The organism is Aurantimicrobium minutum (assembly GCF_002355535.1).
Taxonomy (GTDB): Bacteria; Actinomycetota; Actinomycetes; order Actinomycetales; family Microbacteriaceae; genus Aurantimicrobium; species Aurantimicrobium minutum.
Window position 1 is genome coordinate 1,261,540 of the sequence record NZ_AP017457.1, and the last position, 18,727, is coordinate 1,280,266.

The following is an 18,727-nucleotide window of genomic DNA, read 5'->3' on the forward strand; positions in this document are numbered from 1 at the left end:
ATGTGCTTGGGCTCTCTCCCGCGCGAACACGGCAAAGTCTGGGTTACCCCAGGCTCAGCTGAGAGCTTTGGCGATGTTCTCTACCTGCGGCCTAACGTGATCGGAATCTCTCCGCCGTTATGCACTGCCAGGGTAGTGATTTCTGCACAAAGGCAGAAAATGTCGAACTTGAAGAGTCTGCCACACTTTATAACCGGAGTGCAACCCGGGCGTGTCGAGCAGTTTGCCCACTAAAGACGCCACAGTTGCCTCAACTAAAGAAGGGCCGTGGACGACCTTCCGCCGCAGCAGCATCTTCGCGTGTTATATGCGAACGAGCGTGGGCGATAGCAAGCTCTAAATTATCAAAGAGATGGTTGGGGTGGCGCAGCTCTCCCAGCACACCCACGCGAGTAATCAGCTCACGGTGTTGCTGTGGAATTCCCTTGATAATCGCTGTTTTACCGTCACGTTCGAGTTGAGTAACGATCTCTGCCAATATCTGTGCACCGGTGGCATCAAGGAACTGCACGCCCGAGAGCTGAATAATCACCACGGTCACGTCAGGAAGAGAAGTGACTTCCTCATGAATCTTCTCGGCAACCCCAAAGAAGAGGGCTCCCTCAATCCGAAACAAAGCGATGCGCTCATCTGAGGGCTGTGCCGATCCCGGCAAAGCCACGCGGTGCACTTTTCCGCGCATGAACAGAGCGCGAACTGAAAACAGCACCGTCACCAGGATGCCCACCACCACTGCTTCCACCAGATCTAGGGTGACGGTGATCACCGCGGTGATGACAAAAATGAGCGCATCATGTTTGGTGCTGCGCAGAATCCTCCACGCGGCACGGCTGGGAACCATCCGCACCGCGGTGACCATGAGCACCCCGGCAAGCGCCGCAAGCGGAATCCTGGAAACGGGACCGGTCGCGATGTAGACCACGGCTAACAACACCACCGAGTGCACGATGGCTGCCATGCGTGTCTGCGCACCTGAACGAACATTCACGGCGGTGCGAGCAATCGCTCCGGTGGCAGGCATGCCACCAAAGAGCGCTGACCCGACCGAGGCTAAGCCTTGACCGATGAGTTCCCGGTTGGGATTAAAGAGTCCGGTATTCGCCATCGAGGCAGCTACGCGTGCAGAGAGCAAAGACTCTATTGCCGCTAGAGCTGCCACGGCGAGCGCAGGAACAATCAACTCCCCCACCGAGATGCCTGCGAAGTCCGGCAGGGCCGGAAGCGGCAGGGAACTGGGGAGTTCACCAATGCGTTGCAGCGGTGAGCCGGTGAGTTCGGCCAGGAGGGTGACCACCACTATCGCCACGATGGAACCGGGAACTAGAGGCAGCACTTGGGGAATCGCAACCATCATGAGGGCAACCAACAAGACCACACCTAACGACCACAGCGCGAGATTGAGGTTAGTAGCCGCGATGGCATTCCACGCAGAAATCAGTGCACTTGGTGATTCCGCGAATTCAGGAGAGCCCACCGCTGCAGGAATTTGCTGCAAGAAAATAATGACCGCAATTCCCAGGGTGAAGCCTTCAATGACCGGCCATGGAATAAAACTGATGGCCCGGCCGAGCCGGAAGATTCCCATCACAAGAACAAACACCCCAGCCAGCAAGCCGACAATAACGACCGAGGCAACCCCGTGATTGGCCACAATGGGAGCCAGCACCACCACCATGGCTCCGGTAGGACCCGAGACTTGAACATTGGAGCCGCCAAAGACGGCGGCAATAAACCCTGCGACAACTGCCGTAATGAGACCAGCTTCGGCCCCCACACCTGAGCTCACTCCGAAAGCGAGAGCTAACGGCAGGGCGACGATACCGACGGTGAGTCCGGCAAGCAGATCTGATTTCCAGGTACGAGGCAAGGCGGCATAGTCTGCGCGGTTCGGCAGTAGAGACATCAATGTCGCCCACATGCCAGAAAGACTATTCCTGTTGTTGCGTTTTCACCGCACACCCTCTTCCGCTGAGGGGGAAGGGCCTAGCCTTGGACTTTTCCAGAAAATGCGGCAATGGGTTTGAGAATGCTGGGGCGCATCAGCAGCCAGCCAATGACCATGGCCACAACCGACAGCGCGAACATACCTGCGCCCAGCCAAGAAGTTCCATCATTGCCGGCAAACATGATGTTGAGATTACGCAAAGCACCTGTGGTGAAGACGAGGGTGACGTGCACGACGATAAAGACAAAGAAGTAGAACAACACGATCACGTGCAAAGACCTAGCGAGCTTCTCAGGGAACACGCGGTGCATCCAGCCCTCTTTCGGCCACAGCGGCGACAGCCGCAGGCCGGTCTTAATTGCAATCGGTGCGGCAATAAAGACAGTGAGGAAATAGGCCAACACTTGCAGGCTGTTGTAATTCACCCACGCGTTATCGCTGGGCCAATCTAGAGACGCATATTGCAGCCCTGCTGAGAGAGCGTTTGGGAAGACATCCCACGAAGTGGGAACGATACGCATCCACTGCCCGGTGACAAAGAGCAACACGATGAAGATCACACCGTTGAGGACCCACAAGAAATCCATCTGGATGTGGAACCAGTGATACAACCCAATGCGCTGAGCTGGTGCGTTCTTATTCAGGCGAAATTTTGTGGGGGTCCAAAACGCAGGTGGGCGTTTCTTGGAGCGAATAATCCAGCCCGTGCGAATGACAAACAAGAGAAAAAAGAAATTCAGAAAGTGTTGCCAGGCCAACCAGGCAGGAATCCCCACCGGGGCATTCTCCGGAAGTGGTGTCGTTCCCGGATAGGTGGTGATAAAACGTTCCACCTCAGGAAGTGTGCGCAGCCACTGCGCGATCAAGATGAGGGCAGCAAGTACAACCAGAGCAATGGCACTGTAGCCGACTAGCTGTTTGCGTTGCACACTCACACCCTCAAATCTATCGAAGTTAACGAAGAAAGCCCCGGCCGTGAGGCCGGGGCTTTCCGATCAGTAATCGAAATTACTTGATGATCTTGGTTACGGTACCAGCACCTACGGTACGACCACCCTCACGGATAGCGAAGCCGAGGCCCTCTTCCATAGCGATGGGCTGAATCAGCTCAACGGTCATGTCAGTGGTGTCACCAGGCATAACCATTTCCTTGCCAGCTGGCAGGGTGATTACACCGGTTACGTCGGTGGTACGGAAGTAGAACTGTGGACGGTAGTTACCGAAGAATGGGTTGTGACGCCCACCCTCATCCTTGGAAAGGATGTAAGCAGTTCCTTCGAAGTTGGTGTGAGGAGTAACCGAACCAGGCTTTACAACAACCTGGCCACGCTCAACCTCTTCGCGCTTGGTACCGCGAAGAAGAAGACCACAGTTCTCGCCAGCCCATGCTTCGTCGAGCTGCTTGTGGAACATTTCGATACCAGTAACAGTGGTCTTCTGAGTTGGGCGGATACCAACGATTTCAACTTCAGAGTTGATCTGGAGGGTACCGCGCTCGGCGCGACCGGTTACAACGGTTCCACGACCGGTGATTGTGAAGACGTCCTCAACAGGCATGAGGAATGGCTTGTCCTTGTCACGTACTGGGTCTGGAACAGAGGTGTCTACTGCTTCCATGAGGTCCAGGATGGACTGAGTCCACTTGGGGTCACCCTCGAGAGCCTTAAGACCAGATACGCGAACAACAGGAGCGTTGTCGCCGTCGAAGCCCTGGCTGGAGAGGAGTTCACGAACCTCGAGCTCTACGAGCTCCAGGATTTCTTCGTCGTCAACCATGTCGGACTTGTTCAGAGCTACGAGGAGGTAAGGAACACCAACCTGCTTTGCGAGCAGAACGTGCTCGCGAGTCTGAGCCATAGGACCGTCGGTAGCAGCAACAACGAGGATTGCGCCATCCATCTGAGCAGCACCGGTGATCATGTTCTTGATGTAGTCGGCGTGACCAGGAGCGTCAACGTGTGCGTAGTGACGCTTTGGGGTCTCGTACTCAACGTGCGAGATGTTGATGGTAATACCGCGCTGACGCTCTTCAGGAGCGGAGTCGATCGACGCGAAGTCGCGCTGAACGTTGGTTGCGGATGGGTAGGTGTCAGCGAGAACCTTGGAGATAGCTGCGGTAAGAGTGGTCTTACCGTGGTCAACGTGACCAATGGTTCCGATGTTTACGTGAGGCTTGTTGCGCTCGAATTTGGCCTTAGCCACGGGGTCCTCCTAGGACATTCGAGTAGCTTCCGGTTGGAAACTACAGGGTTTGATTTATTTTACTGAACTCACAAGGAGCGAAATTACTCGCCCTTGTTTTTCTGGACGATCTCGTCGGCGACAGCCTTCGGGACCTCGGCGTAGCTGTCGAAGGTCATCGAGTACACCGCACGACCTGAGGTCTTCGACCGCAGATCACCGACGTATCCGAACATTTCCGACAGTGGGACAAGGGCGCTAACGACCTTGACGCCTGTTGCATCTTCCATGGACTGAATCTGTCCACGGCGAGAGTTGAGGTCACCGATAACGTCACCCATGTACTCCTCAGGAGTACGAACTTCAACAGCCATCAATGGCTCGAGAAGTACGGGGTCAGCCTTTCGGGCCGCCTCCTTGAAGGCCATAGAGCCTGCAAGCTTGAAGGCCATTTCCGATGAGTCAACGTCGTGGTAGGCACCATCAACGAGGATGCCCTTGACGCCGACCATGGGGTAGCCGGCGAGAACACCGACTGCCATAGCGGCCTGGAAACCAGCGTCCACAGATGGAATGTATTCACGAGGAACACGTCCACCAGTGACCTGGTTATCGAATTCGTAGATCTTGTCGCCCTCAACGGTAAGAGGCTCGAGAGAGATCTGAACTTTAGCAAACTGACCAGAACCACCGGTCTGCTTCTTGTGGGTGTAGTCGTGCTTGTCTACCTTGCGACGGATGGTCTCGCGGTAGGCAACCTGTGGCTTACCCACGTTTGCCTCAACGTTGAACTCGCGACGCATACGGTCAACGAGGATGTCGAGGTGAAGCTCACCCATACCGGAGATCACAGTCTGACCAGTTTCCTGGTCCTGCTCAACACGGAAGGTGGGGTCTTCTTCAGCTAGCTTCTGGATAGCAGTACCCAGCTTCTCCTGGTCAGCCTTGGTCTTGGGCTCAATAGCAACCGAGATAACAGGCTCGGGGAAGCTCATTGATTCAAGAACAATGGGGTTTGCAGGATCGCAGAGAGTGTCACCAGTGGTGGTGTCCTTCAGACCGATCACAGCGTAGATGTGACCAGCAGACATCGACTCAACAGGGTTTTCCTTGTTGGCGTGCATCTGGAAGATCTTGCCGATACGTTCCTTCTTGTCCTTGGTTGCGTTGAGCACCTGAGCACCGGAGTCAGCTGCACCCGAGTAAACGCGGGTGTAGGTCAGACGACCGAAGAAGGGGTGAACAGCAACCTTGAAGGCCAGAGCCGAGAAAGGCTCCTTTGCATCTGGCTTACGCTCGAGGATCTTTTCCTCATCGCGCACGTCGTGACCCTGAGTTGCAGGGACGTCGAGCGGGCTGGGGAGGTAGTCCACAACAGCGTCGAGCATGGGCTGAACACCACGGTTCTTGAAGGCAGAGCCACATAGAACGGGGTAGATCTCAGAAGCGATAACCATCTTGCGGATGGCCTTCTTGATCTCAGCAACAGTGAACTGGTCGTCACCGTTGAGGTAACGCTCGAGCAGTTCGTCGTCACCTTCAGCAACAGCTTCGATGAGCTTGGCGCGGTATTCGTTTGCCTTGTCAACGAGATCAGCAGGGATCTCTTCGATGTCGTACTTGGCACCCATTTCCACGTCACCCTTAGCGTCTCCACGCCAGGTGAGTGCACGCATCTCTACCAGGTCAACAACACCTTCGAAGGTGTTCTCGAAACCGATAGGAAGCTGGATAACAAGTGGCTTAGCGCCCAGACGCTTGATGATGGTGTCTACGGTGAAGTAGAAGTCAGCACCCAGCTTGTCCATCTTGTTGACGAAGCAGATACGAGGAACGTCGTACTTGTCAGCCTGGCGCCATACGGTCTCAGACTGAGGCTCAACACCTTCCTTACCATCGAACACTGCAACAGCACCGTCGAGAACGCGGAGCGAACGCTCCACCTCCACGGTGAAGTCAACGTGACCGGGGGTGTCAATGATGTTGATCTGGTTCTTGTTCCAGAAACAGGTGGTCGCAGCAGAAGTAATCGTGATACCACGCTCCTGCTCCTGGGCCATCCAGTCCATGGTTGACGCACCATCGTGAGTTTCACCGATCTTGTGGTTAACACCGGTGTAGAACAGGATTCGCTCAGTGGTGGTGGTCTTTCCAGCATCGATGTGAGCCATGATGCCAATGTTGCGGACCTTGTTTAGGTCAGTAAGCACGTCTTGTGCCACAGGATTCCTCCGAAATTAGGGGTGAACAGGGACTGGCTCGGTCTACCAGCGGTAGTGAGCGAAGGCCTTGTTCGACTCGGCCATCTTGTGGGTGTCTTCGCGACGCTTGACTGCTGCGCCCAGACCGTTTGATGCATCGAGAATCTCGTTCATGAGACGCTCGGTCATGGTCTTTTCGCGGCGAGCCTTGGCGTAGCTGGTCAACCAACGCAGTGCGAGGGTGTTTGCACGGTGAGGCTTAACCTCAACGGGGACCTGGTAGGTCGAACCACCAACGCGGCGAGAGCGAACCTCAAGGGTGGGGCGCACGTTGTCGAGTGCCTTCTTGAGAGTGACGACTGCATCTGCACCGGTCTTAGCGGTTACACCTTCGAGTGCACCGTAAACGATGCGCTCTGCGAGACCCTTCTTGCCATCAAGAAGAATCTTGTTGACGAGCTGGGTAACAATGGGGGCGCCGTATACGGGATCGGCGACAACGGGACGCTTAGGAGCGGGACCTTTACGAGGCATTACTTCTTCTCCATCTTCGCTCCGTAGCGGCTACGAGCCTGCTTACGGTTCTTCACGGCCTGGGTGTCGAGTGCACCACGAACGATCTTGTAACGAACACCGGGGAGGTCCTTTACACGACCACCACGAACGAGCACCATCGAGTGCTCCTGGAGGTTGTGACCTTCACCGGGAATGTAGGCGGTTACTTCGGTTCCGTTGCTGAGCTTGACACGAGCAACCTTACGAAGAGCCGAGTTTGGCTTCTTAGGGGTGGTGGTGTACACACGGGTGCATACGCCACGCTGCTGTGGGTTCGACTTCAGGGCTGGAGCCTTGGTCTTGGTGACCTTAGGCGTACGTCCCTTACGAACCAACTGGTTAATAGTTGGCACTATTTCTCCTTATTAAAACTGCACGGTGACAGCCGCTAAACGATTTAGCTAAACATCTGCCGCGACGCCACGAGTGTGGAGTCATTGATGACAGATATGCCGTGGGGGTTCGCCACCGGAATAGTGGGTTGACCCTTAAGGTGTTTCTGGCGCGCAAAACGCACCAATTGAAGAGCTTATCCCAGCAGATGGCACCGGGTCAAACGGCAATTTCCTCGGTAGCGCTGGCCTGATCCGCGTCACGATACTTGCGTGCCTTCAAAGCAATCCAGCCACCGAGCCAGATAGGAATTTCTCGAGAGAGCACTACGGCAACCAAAACCAACGGGTTGAAGGCGATTCCGCGCCACATAAACTCAATAGCTTCACTGTAGGTCAGGGTCCACGCGCGAACAGTGAGCAGTCCCGCCCCAATTGCGGTGGCATAGGTCAACACCGCAACCAGCAAGCCCCACAGCACAAAAGAGCGCCAGTGGCCAGTGTTTACCAGGATGGCCAGCAGGACAAAGTAGAGCGTGAAGGCAAAGACGGTCAACCAATACACCGGGGTCAGCAGGAAGCTCACACTGCGTTCTTGAATGAACGCAGCAGCCTCCGTGCCTTCGGATGATGAACCATACAGCCAGGCAACTGCCGAATAACCCCATGCAGCTAAAGCGTAGAGAACAGCAAAGATCGCACCCCCGAGCAGTGCCACGAGCGCTGCCGTGGTGCGGTTGCTGGGCTTGGTGTCTACTGCGGGAGAATCTTCACTCGTGCCAGCTGCCACCGAAGCAAAACCAGCACCGCGAGCGGCCTCCTCTTCGGGAGTTGGCTTGAAAAACTCGGGGTGTTCCTGTGCAACATCACTCATGATGCGCCCAGCGTACAACGACGAAAGCCCCGCCTCGTGGCGGGGCTTTCGGTAAGTCACAAACTCAGTACTGAGTGTGTTTCCTACTTAGTTGTAGTTACCAGAGAAGTCATCCGACGAGAAAGACTCGAAGTCGACAAAGCTCAGGTCAGCGTCAGAGAAGTCACCCTCAGCCGCGAAGATGCGGTTGGGGTAGCGTTCTGCCTTAGCTTCCTCGGTTGCCTCGACGGCGATATTGCGGTACTTCGCAAGACCGGTTCCGGCGGGGATGAGCTTACCGATGATGACGTTCTCCTTGAGGCCGACGAGAGGATCGGACTTGCCGTCCATCGCAGCCTGGGTGAGAACACGGGTGGTCTCCTGGAAGGAGGCAGCCGACAGCCATGACTCGGTTGCCAGCGAGGCCTTGGTAATACCGAGGACTTCCTGACGAGCCGAAGCAGTCTTCTTGCCTTCCTGCAGCGCAGCACGGTTGAGCTCGGTGTAACGCGAGCGGTCAACGAGCTCACCGGGGAGCAGTTCGGTGTCACCGTGCTCAACAACAGTTACCTTGCGGAGCATCTGACGAACGATGACCTCAATGTGCTTGTCGTGGATAGGTACACCCTGCGAGCGGTATACGCCCTGCACGCCACCAACAAGGTGCTGCTGTACGGCGCGAACGCCCTGTACGCGCAGAACTTCCTTGGGGTCAACGGTTCCAACCTGGAGCTGCTGTCCGAGTTCAACGTGGTCTCCATCGGAAACGAGGAGAGTCGAACGCTTGAGCACGGGGTAGATCACAGGCTCATCACCGTTGTCTGGTGTGAGGATGACCTTACGGCTCTTGTCGGTCTCTTCGATGGTGATGCGACCAGCAGTCTCAGCGATAGGCGATGCACCCTTAGGGGTACGTGCTTCAAAGAGCTCCTGAACACGAGGCAGACCCTGGGTAATGTCGTCTGCACCAGCGGTACCACCAGTGTGGAAGGTACGCATGGTGAGCTGGGTTCCAGGTTCACCAATGGACTGAGCAGCGATAATACCGACGGCTTCACCGATGTCTACCAGCTTGCCGGTAGCAAGTGAACGGCCGTAGCAGGCAGCACATACACCGGTTGCAGACTCACAGGTGAGGACCGAACGGACCTTGACCTCGTTGATGCCAGCAGCGATGAGAGTGTCGATCAGAACGTCACCTGCGTCGTCGCCAGCCTTGGCGATGACGTTACCCTGAGCGTCCACTGCGTCTGCAGCGAGGCTACGAGCGTAGATGGAGTTCTCCACGTTGGCGTCACGAACCAGCTCACCGGCTGCGTTAGCAGCAGCGATTGGCAGGTCGAGGCCCTTAGTGGTGCCACAGTCCTCTTCGCGGATGATGACATCCTGCGAGACGTCGACGAGACGACGAGTGAGGTAACCGGAGTCTGCGGTACGCAGAGCGGTGTCAGCCAGACCCTTACGAGCACCGTGGGTAGCGATGAAGTACTCCACAACGGAGAGACCTTCACGGTACGAGTTGATGATCGGACGAGGGATAATTTCACCCTTCGGGTTGTTCACCAGACCACGCATACCCGCGATGTTACGAACCTGCAGCCAGTTACCACGAGCACCAGAGGTGACCATGCGGTTAATGGTGTTGTTCGCAGGGAAGTTCTTCTGCATAGCTTCAGCAACTTCAGCGGTAGCGTCGGTCCAGATCTTGATCAGTTCCTGACGACGTTCGTTGTCAGTGATCATGCCCTTCTCGAACTCAGACTGAACCTTCGCAGCCAACTTCTCGTAACCAGCAACGATTTCGCGCTTGTTTGGAGGAGTCAGAACGTCGGAGAGTGCAACGGTCACACCGGAGCGAGTAGCCCAGTGGAAACCAGCGTCCTTGATGTTGTCAAGGGTCGCAGCAACCACAGTCTTGGGGTAACGCTCAGCGAGGTCGTTGACGATTGCAGAGATGGTTCCCTTGTCAGCAACCTTCTGGACGTAGGGGTAGTCAGCGGGCAGAGCCTCGTTGAACAGTGCCTGACCCAAAGTGGTGTTGACCAATACGGGACCACCGGTGTAACCCTCAGGTGCTTCACCCTCAGCAAAGACAACATCATTCAGACGAATGCGTGCCATCGCGTTGAGGTCCAGCGTGTGCTGGTCGTGAGCGAGGATTGCCTCAGCAATCGAGCTGAATGCGCGACCTTCACCGGTTGCACCTTCCTTCACAGTGGTGAGGTGGTGCAGACCAATGATCATGTCCTGAGTAGGCAGGGTCACGGGGCGACCGTCTGAAGGCTTGAGGATGTTGTTCGAAGCAAGCATCAAGATGCGAGCTTCGGCCTGAGCCTCAACCGACAGAGGAAGGTGAACAGCCATCTGGTCACCGTCGAAGTCAGCGTTGAACGCAGCACACACGAGAGGGTGAAGCTGAATAGCCTTACCTTCAATGAGCTGAGGTTCGAATGCCTGAATACCGAGACGGTGCAGGGTTGGTGCGCGGTTCAGCAGAACTGGCCGCTCGCGGATGATCTCTTCGAGAACATCCCACACCTGGGGACGGCTTCGCTCAACCATGCGCTTGGCGCTCTTGATGTTCTGAGCGTGGCTCAGGTCAATCAGACGCTTGATAACGAATGGCTTGAACAGCTCGAGTGCCATCTGCTTAGGCAGACCACACTGGTGCAGCTTGAGCTGAGGACCAACGATAATCACGGAACGACCGGAGTAGTCCACGCGCTTACCGAGCAGGTTTTGACGGAAACGACCCTGCTTACCCTTGAGCATGTCAGAGAGTGACTTGAGCGCACGGTTACCGGTTCCGGTAACGGGACGTCCACGACGACCGTTGTCGAACAGCGCGTCAACAGCTTCCTGCAGCATGCGCTTTTCGTTGTTCACGATGATCTCTGGAGCACCCAGGTCAAGCAGACGACGCAGACGGTTGTTGCGGTTGATCACACGACGGTAGAGGTCGTTGAGGTCAGAAGTCGCAAAGCGTCCACCGTCGAGCTGAACCATGGGGCGAAGCTCTGGTGGGATAACGGGAACAACATCGAGAACCATAGCCGCAGGGCTGGTTCCGGTGTTGATGAAGGAAGAAACAACCTTGAGGCGCTTGATCGCACGGATCTTCTTTGCACCCTTACCTTCGGTGATTTCCAGACGCAGAGCTTCCGCTTCTGCTTCCAGGTCGAAGGTTTCCAGGCGGCGCTTGATTGCTTCAGCACCCATGAAGGCGTCGAAGTACAAGCCGTAACGGTCTACCAGCTCGTTGAAGACAGCGTCTTCAGGCTTGAGGTCGCCAACCTTGAGGTTGCGGAAGTCTTCCCAGACGCGCTCGAGGCGAGCGATTTCGTCGTCGATGGACTTACGAATCTGAGACATTTCCTTCTCAGCTACGTCCTTCGCACGACGCTTCTGGTCTGACTTTGCACCTTCTGCTTCGAGAGCTGCGAGGTCGTTTTCCAGACGCTGCATGCGGTCAGCGATGCGAGCATCGCGCTGGTCGCCGAGGGTCTTCAGCTCGAGACGAAGCTCGTTCTCCAGACCAGGCATGTCAGCGTGACGGCCCTCTTCATCGATGTCGATAACCATGTAGGCAGCGAAGTAGATGACCTTTTCAAGGTCCTTCGGTGCCATGTCCAGGAGGTAACCCAGACGGCTAGGAACACCCTTGAAGTACCAGATGTGAGTAACGGGAGCGGCCAACTCAATGTGACCCATGCGCTCACGGCGCACGGATGACTTGGTGACCTCTACGCCACAGCGCTCACAGACGATGCCCTTGAAGCGGACACGCTTGTACTTGCCACAGGAGCATTCCCAGTCGCGAGAAGGTCCGAAGATCTGCTCACCAAAGAGGCCGTCCTTCTCAGGCTTGAGGGTACGGTAGTTGATTGTTTCGGGCTTCTTGACCTCACCAAACGACCAACGACGAATGTCGTCAGCAGTGGCCAGACCGATACGAAGCTTGTCAAAAGCGGTTGCGTCGAGCAATTTAACTCTTTCCTTAGATTCTTACTTGTCTGACTGTCGTTTAGATCTCGTCGATGGACGAAGACTCGAAACGGGTAGAGATGTTGATACCGAGCTCTTCAGCTGCGCGGTATGCCTCATCGTCGGCGTCGCGGAGGCTGACGACATCGCCAGCTTCGTTGAGAACCTCAACGTTGAGACCGAGGGACTGCATTTCCTTCATGAGAACGCGGAACGACTCGGGGATACCGGGCTCCTGGATGTTCTCGCCCTTGACGATCGCTTCGTAAACCTTGACACGGCCCACGATGTCGTCGGACTTGATGGTGAGAAGTTCCTGAAGTGCGTAAGCGGCACCATAAGCTTCCAGTGCCCACACCTCCATCTCACCAAAGCGCTGTCCACCGAACTGTGCCTTTCCACCAAGAGGCTGCTGCGTGATCATCGAGTAAGGACCCGTTGAACGTGCGTGAATCTTGTCATCAACAAGGTGGTGCAGCTTCAGGATGTACATGTAACCCACAGAGATGGGCTCAGGGAATGGCTCACCGGAACGACCGTCGAACAGACGTGCCTTACCGGAAGCACCGATGAGGCGGTCACCGTCACGAGTAGGTGTGGTCACATCGAGCAGACCAGCAATTTCCTCCTCGAGAGCACCGTCGAACACGGGGGTCGCAACCTTGGTGCCAGGGGCAGCCTCGAATGCCTCTGCAGGAAGGTTTGCAGCCCATTCTGGGTTGCCTTCAACCTTCCAACCCTGCTTCGCAATCCACCCGAGGTGAGTTTCCAAAACCTGACCGAAGTTCATTCGACCGGGGATACCCAGTGGGTTGAGTACGACGTCGACAGGAGTTCCGTCTTCGAGGAATGGCATGTCTTCAACAGGGAGAATCTTGGCGATAACACCCTTGTTTCCGTGACGACCAGCAAGCTTGTCACCCTCGGTGATCTTACGCTTCTGAGCGATGTAGACAACAACGCGCTGGTTGACGCCCGAGCCGAGCTCGTCTTCGTCGTTCTCTGCGTCGAATACCTTCACACCAATGATGGTTCCGGCTTCACCGTGAGGAACCTTCAAGGAAGTGTCGCGAACTTCGCGGCTCTTCTCGTTGAAGATGGCACGCAGCAGGCGCTCTTCAGCAGAAAGCTCGGTCTCACCCTTAGGAGTGACCTTACCGACGAGAATGTCGCCGGGGCGAACCTCTGCACCGATACGGATGATGCCGCGCTCATCGAGGTTAGCGATGAGTTCAGGGGACACGTTGGGAAGGTCGCGAGTGATCTCTTCCTTACCCAGCTTGGTGTCACGAGCATCAACGTCGTATTCCTCGATGTGAATCGAAGAAAGAACGTCGTCCTGAACCAGACGCTGGGAGAGGATGATCGCGTCCTCGAAGTTGTGACCTTCCCAAGGCATGAATGCCACGAGCAGGTTCTTACCCAGAGCCAGTTCACCGTTTTCGGTGGCAGGACCATCAGCGATGACCTGACCTACCTCAACACGCTCACCAGCGGTCACGATGACACGGTGGTTGTAGCTGGTGCCCTGGTTCGAGCGGTCGAACTTGCGCAGGAAGTAGTCCTCGGTTCCACCAGCGTCGAGCTGAACGGTGACGACATCAGCCGACACCTCAGAGACAACACCAGCAGCGTTTGCGAGGATAACGTCACCAGCATCGATTGCGGCGAAGTTTTCCATACCGGTACCAACCAGCGGGCTTTCGCTGCGCAGCAGTGGCACAGCCTGACGCTGCATGTTGGCACCCATGAGTGCGCGGTTAGCATCGTCGTGCTCGAGGAATGGAATGAGCGAGGTACCAACAGACACCATCTGACGTGGGGACACGTCCATGTAGTCCACCTCAGCCGCAGGAACGAGTTCAACCTCGCCACCCTTACGACGAACCAGAACACGCTCTTCAGCGAAGTGGCTGTCCTTGGTAAGTGGAGCGTTTGCCTGCGCCACAACGAAGTCATCTTCTTCCGAAGCGGTGAGGTAATCGATGTGCTCGGTTACCTTGCCCTTGACCACGCGGCGGTAGGGGGTCTCAATGAAACCAAAGGCGTTGATCCGCGCGAAGGATGCGAGCGAACCAATCAGACCAATGTTCGGACCTTCAGGAGTTTCAATAGGACACATACGTCCGTAGTGAGAGGAGTGAACGTCACGAACCTCAACACCTGCGCGCTCACGAGAAAGACCACCGGGGCCCAGAGCGGACAGACGACGCTTGTGGGTCAAACCAGCAAGCGGGTTGTTCTGGTCCATGAACTGTGACAGCTGTGAGGTTCCGAAGAACTCCTTGATTGCTGCCACGACGGGACGTACGTTGATCAGGGTCTGAGGAGTAATTGCCTCAATGTCCTGAGTGGTCATGCGCTCGCGGACGACGCGCTCCATACGGGACAGACCGGTACGAACCTGGTTCTGGATGAGTTCACCGACGGCGCGGATACGACGGTTACCGAAGTGGTCGATGTCGTCTACATCGAGACGAATGTCTACCTTTTTACCATCGCGAACACCAGGGAAGGTCTTCTCGTCGTTGTGCAATGCAACCAGGTACTTGATGGTTGCAATGATGTCTTCAACGCGAAGAACAGAGTCAGTCAGCGGAGCTTCAAGACCGAGCTTGCGGTTGATCTTGTAACGACCAACCTTGGCCAGGTCATAGCGCTTGGGGCTGAAGTAGAAGTTGTCCAGAAGCGCGCGTGCAGCTTCAGCAGCAACCTGCTCGCCTGGACGGAGCTTGCGGTAGATGTCGCGCAGTGCGTCTTCCTTGGTGAGGATGGTGTCCTTTTCCAGGGTCTGCAGGATGGAGTCGTAACCGGCAAATTCGGTTGCGATTTCTTCACTGGTCAGACCGAGGGCCTTGAGGAAGACGGTGACAGACTGCTTACGCTTACGGTCGATACGAACACCAACAGCGTCACGCTTGTCGATTTCGAATTCGAGCCATGCGCCACGGCTAGGAATGATGCGTGCGGAGTAGACGTCCTTGTCGGAGGTCTTTTCCTGTGCACGCTCGAAGTACACACCGGGTGAACGAACCAGCTGAGACACAACAACACGCTCGGTGCCGTTAATGATGAAGGTTCCCTTTTCGGTCATGAGCGGGAAGTCACCCATGAACACGGTCTGGGTCTTGATTTCACCCGTGACGTGGTTCATGAACTCAGCCTCGACATAGAGAGGCGCAGCGTAGGTCTTGCCACGCTCCTTGCACTCGAAGATCGAGTACTTCTCAGGCTCGAGGTAGGGGTTGGTGAAAGAGAGCTGCATGGTCTCATCGAGGTTCTCGATGGGAGAGATCTCTTCAAAGATCTCTTCAAGACCAGTGCGTGAAGGCAGGTCCTGGCGACCTTCCTTCTTTGCTTCCTCCACACGCTTCTGCCAGTGTTCATTTCCGACGAGCCAGTCAAAGCTCTCGGTCTGAAGTGCCAGAAGATCGGGAACAGTCAGAGTGTCCGTAATCTTCGCGAACGACAAGCGCGATGCACTACGGCCGTTCTTGATGGACTTGGTGTCTTTTGCGTTGCGCGCAGCAGCCAAGGAAATAACCTCCGTGGGTCCGTCATGGACCATCATGGTTGTGGTTGGTGTGGGATAAATTGCAAACCCGATGAAACCCGCTAAAGTGGGGCCACTCGTGGAGTTATCCACGAGATTGTTGAACTGTCACCCCGACCGCAATATGAGGGCATGACAAAACATCGAGCGCAAATTACAACTCTATAACGGTTTGCGGGCCAATGTCTAGTTGGATTTTTCTGGTGGTGTAAGCACATGGCGAACAACCCAACCATCACCCTCAAGTCTTCCGGCCTGCGCGCAACCATTGAACCTGACCCCTATCAAGACGGCGCCTACGTTCTTGATATCGATGGAACCCCTCAATCTCACGTCTTTATTGACGATCCCAGCGAGCTCTTTTTTGAGTACATTCGTCGCATTGGCCATGTGCTCGACCAGGTTGGGGAACCCGGGGCACCGATTACTGCAGTTCATTTAGGCGGTGGCGCTCTCACGCTCCCCCGCTACATCGAGGCAACAAGGCCCGGTTCCAGGCAACAGGTCATCGAACTCGAGCAAGACCTCATTGACTTTGTCCGGGAACACCTCCCCCTGCAAAAAAATGCAAACATTCGTATTCGTTATGGCGATGCTCGTGAAGTCCTGGGCAAATTGCCCAGTGGACTTCACGGCAACGTCGATGTTGTCATCGTGGATGTCTTTAGTGGCGCCCGCACTCCCGCTCACGTCACCAGCGTTGAGTTCTACACCGAGGCAGCAAAACTCCTTGCCCCCTCCGGTGTGCTCATTGTTAATGTGGCCGACGGTCCAGGCTTGGCTTTTGCCCGTGGACAGGCAGCAACATTGAACGCTGTCCTTCCTCATGTGATTGCTCTGGCAGAAACCCAGGTTCTCAAAGGACGGCGCTTTGGCAATGTGGTTCTGGTGGGAACCCAGGATGCTGCCATTGGTCACTGGCTGCCCCGCCTGCTTGCTGGTGGACCACATCCTGCAAAAGCTGTTGAAGGTGCGGAGATGAAGCAGTTCATTGGTAGCGCCCCTATTGTGTTGGACACAACTGCAATAGCCTCCCCCACCCCGAATAAAACCATCTTCCAGATTTCGAAGAAGTAGCCATGGCCGATCTGGACCGGGTAACAAAATGGGCGGATGCCCTCATCCGCCTGCATCTTGACCCCGCAGTGTGGAGTTTCGGGTTTGACCATGCTCGCACGCGTGCAGGTTTGTGTAATTTCACGGAGAAAAAGATCTCTGTCTCCAGACACCTGGCTGCCAAATATGAGGATGATGAAGTGCATCAGATTCTCTTGCACGAAGTTGCTCACGCGATAGCGGGACCTCGGGCAGGGCACGGCCCAACCTGGAAAAAGATTGCCTACGACCTGGGATATGACGGCAAGCGCACGCATGACGGAAGTGCGGCACATGAGCTTGCCCCCTGGCTGGGCACCTGCCCAGCAGGGCATGAACACTACCGGTTCCGTCAGCCCAAAAAAGTATTGAGCTGCGGTGAATGCGGCCGCGGATTTAATCGTGCCAATTTAATTCACTGGGAAAAGCGAGAAATCAGCTAGCGTGTGAAGTGAGGGGGAATACCCCGCGAAACTCCAGGGGCACCCATGAACGTCTTTCTTCGACTCACACTCGATTGCGAACCTGATGTTGCCTGGCGAGCCATTGCCAACCCGAAGGTGTTCACGGCGGTCTCCTCTCCATGGCTGAAGATTGTTTCCAAGGAACAGGGCGGCTTTCCTCAGGCGTGGATAGGTGATGGCCCCCACGAAGTATCCATGCGTTTATTCGGGGTAATCCCGATGGGCCACCAAACCATCGACGTCAGTTTCACCCAACGTCCCGGCGGCGTTCGAATGATGATTGACTCAGGTAAAGCTCTCAGTGGTCCCATGAAAATGGTCAAGAACTGGGATCACCGCATGGCAATCTCACCCACAGATAACAACCAGACTCTCTATCGCGATCGCTTGGTCGTCAAAGCTGGACTGCTCACGCCCTTTGTCTTTATAGGACTGTGGACGTTCTGGCAGATTCGCGGAGCAAAGCTGAAGAAGCTTGCCCCAACCTGGAGCTAGAACTTAGTCGCGCTGCGATTCAGACTCGTCGAGCGAAACCATGGCATCCGCCGAAGCCAGTGCCTTGAGCTCGAGTGAGAATTCACGCATTGCCTCACGCTGACGCTCGAGGCTGTCACGACGACGCTCTGCTTTTTCCATCATTTCGAGAGCGTGCTCATCAAAGAGGATGGCCAACGTTTCAGCACGTGAACGAGCGCGGCTGATCACGTTGGTTGCACTCTCGCGTGCAGCGTTGAGGAGAGCTTCAGCATCTGCGCGGGTGGTTGCAGCAAAGTCATCCATCTGCTGGTTGAGGCTTTGTGCTTCTTCTTCCGCAGCGCGAAGAAGTTCATTGGCTTCCTGCGTTTGTGCTTCGACAAAAGAGACAGCTTCTTCGTGACGGGCAAGACGCTCGCGCTCAGACTCTTCGAGAGCCAGCTTGATTTCACGCTCAATACGAAGCTGTTCACGCTCTGCAATCTGGCGCAGGGTTTCCATCTCGGTCTTGGCATCTTCAATTTCTTGGTGCAGACGCGCACGAACATCGGCAGCATCACGCTCTGCTTCAGCAAGCAGGGCAGCGTCACGACGCTGCGCGGTTTCTTTCGCGGTGTTGCCCTGAAGAATGAGTGACTCTGCCTTCATGTTCAGCTGAGCAATTTCACGCTCAACCTCAAGGCGCTTATCTTCAATTGACTCTTCGGTCTCTGATAGCAATGTTGATGCTTTGTTTTTGGCTGCGCGCGTGACTGTTTCAGCCTCAGCGCGAGCAGACTCGCGAACAACTTTGGCATCGGCTTCGGCATCAGCTACAAGCTTGTCGGCCTGCTCTTCAGCGACACGAAGGGTTTGCTCGAAGGCCGAACCCAAGTCGGCAAAAGTGGGCTTGGCGTTAGAGCGACGAAGCGCATCACGGAAGTCTGCAAGCTCGCGTTCAAGCTTTTCGACGGTGGCAATGCCCGAGCGTGTGCTTTGGCGAAGTTCTTCCATACGTGCTTCAGCATCGCGGAATACACGCTTGACGTCGTTGGGGTCGTAGCCGTTACGACGAACAGTTTTGAATGATCGAGTCAGATCCATGTTTCAG

General features: G+C 55.6%; 13 protein-coding genes. 3 read left to right on the forward strand and 10 right to left on the reverse strand.

Annotated elements, in window-relative coordinates; translation table 11 throughout:
• Positions 1–250 precede the first annotated feature (250 nt).
• The 9 genes from AUMI_RS06255 to rpoB form a co-directional block, all read right to left on the reverse strand.
• Positions 251–1,918: a SulP family inorganic anion transporter gene (locus AUMI_RS06255; RefSeq protein ID WP_096382557.1), complete on the reverse strand. Its 1,668-nt coding sequence runs from the start codon at positions 1,916–1,918 to the stop codon at positions 251–253.
• Positions 1,919–1,983: 65 nt separating this feature from the next.
• Complete coding sequence (locus AUMI_RS06260; RefSeq protein WP_096382560.1) at positions 1,984–2,880, reverse strand: cytochrome b/b6 domain-containing protein; 897 nt, start codon at positions 2,878–2,880, stop codon at positions 1,984–1,986.
• Between the two features lie 73 nt (positions 2,881–2,953).
• Positions 2,954–4,147 (reverse strand): elongation factor Tu, encoded by a 1,194-nt coding sequence (gene tuf / locus AUMI_RS06265; RefSeq protein ID WP_096382562.1) that lies wholly within the window; start codon positions 4,145–4,147, stop codon positions 2,954–2,956.
• 83 nt (positions 4,148–4,230) lie between these two features.
• The gene (fusA, locus tag AUMI_RS06270) at positions 4,231–6,348 is read right to left on the reverse strand and encodes an elongation factor G (RefSeq protein ID WP_096382565.1); all 2,118 of its coding nucleotides are present in this window, start codon (positions 6,346–6,348) and stop codon (positions 4,231–4,233) included.
• 42 nt (positions 6,349–6,390) lie between these two features.
• A complete protein-coding gene (gene rpsG, locus AUMI_RS06275; RefSeq protein WP_096382567.1) occupies positions 6,391–6,861 on the reverse strand; it encodes a 30S ribosomal protein S7 in 471 nt (156 codons plus the stop codon).
• Positions 6,861–7,235, reverse strand: a complete 375-nt coding sequence (gene rpsL / locus AUMI_RS06280; RefSeq protein WP_096382570.1) for a 30S ribosomal protein S12 — start codon at positions 7,233–7,235, stop codon at positions 6,861–6,863. Before rpsL ends, rpsG begins: the two co-directional genes overlap by 1 nt.
• 199 nt (positions 7,236–7,434) lie before the next feature.
• Positions 7,435–8,088 carry a hypothetical protein gene (locus AUMI_RS06285; protein WP_096382572.1) on the reverse strand — a complete coding sequence of 218 codons (654 nt, stop codon included), beginning with the start codon at positions 8,086–8,088 and terminating at the stop codon, positions 7,435–7,437.
• Positions 8,089–8,175: 87 nt separating this feature from the next.
• Complete coding sequence (gene rpoC / locus AUMI_RS06290) at positions 8,176–12,051, reverse strand: DNA-directed RNA polymerase subunit beta' (RefSeq protein ID WP_096382575.1); 3,876 nt, start codon at positions 12,049–12,051, stop codon at positions 8,176–8,178.
• 40 nt (positions 12,052–12,091) lie between these two features.
• Positions 12,092–15,586, reverse strand: coding sequence for a DNA-directed RNA polymerase subunit beta (gene rpoB / locus AUMI_RS06295; protein ID WP_096383515.1), 3,495 nt, complete (start codon positions 15,584–15,586; stop codon positions 12,092–12,094).
• A 234-nt stretch (positions 15,587–15,820) separates the two neighbouring features.
• Here rpoB and AUMI_RS06300 point away from each other — a divergent pair, with 234 nt between their 5' ends.
• From AUMI_RS06300 to AUMI_RS06310, 3 genes are read left to right on the forward strand one after another with little or no spacing between them, the layout of a single operon-like run.
• Positions 15,821–16,681 (forward strand): spermidine synthase, encoded by an 861-nt coding sequence (locus tag AUMI_RS06300; RefSeq protein ID WP_096382576.1) that lies wholly within the window; start codon positions 15,821–15,823, stop codon positions 16,679–16,681.
• 2 nt (positions 16,682–16,683) lie between these two features.
• A complete protein-coding gene (locus AUMI_RS06305; RefSeq protein WP_096382579.1) occupies positions 16,684–17,142 on the forward strand; it encodes a SprT-like domain-containing protein in 459 nt (152 codons plus the stop codon).
• A gap of 45 nt (positions 17,143–17,187) precedes the next feature.
• Entirely contained in the window at positions 17,188–17,658 is a 471-nt protein-coding gene (locus AUMI_RS06310; RefSeq protein WP_096382581.1) for an SRPBCC family protein, read from the forward strand.
• Between the two features lie 3 nt (positions 17,659–17,661).
• On the opposite strand, the gene AUMI_RS06315 is transcribed toward AUMI_RS06310, so the two are convergent.
• Positions 17,662–18,720: a coiled-coil domain-containing protein gene (locus tag AUMI_RS06315; protein WP_096382584.1), complete on the reverse strand. Its 1,059-nt coding sequence runs from the start codon at positions 18,718–18,720 to the stop codon at positions 17,662–17,664.
• Positions 18,721–18,727: the final 7 nt, after the last annotated feature.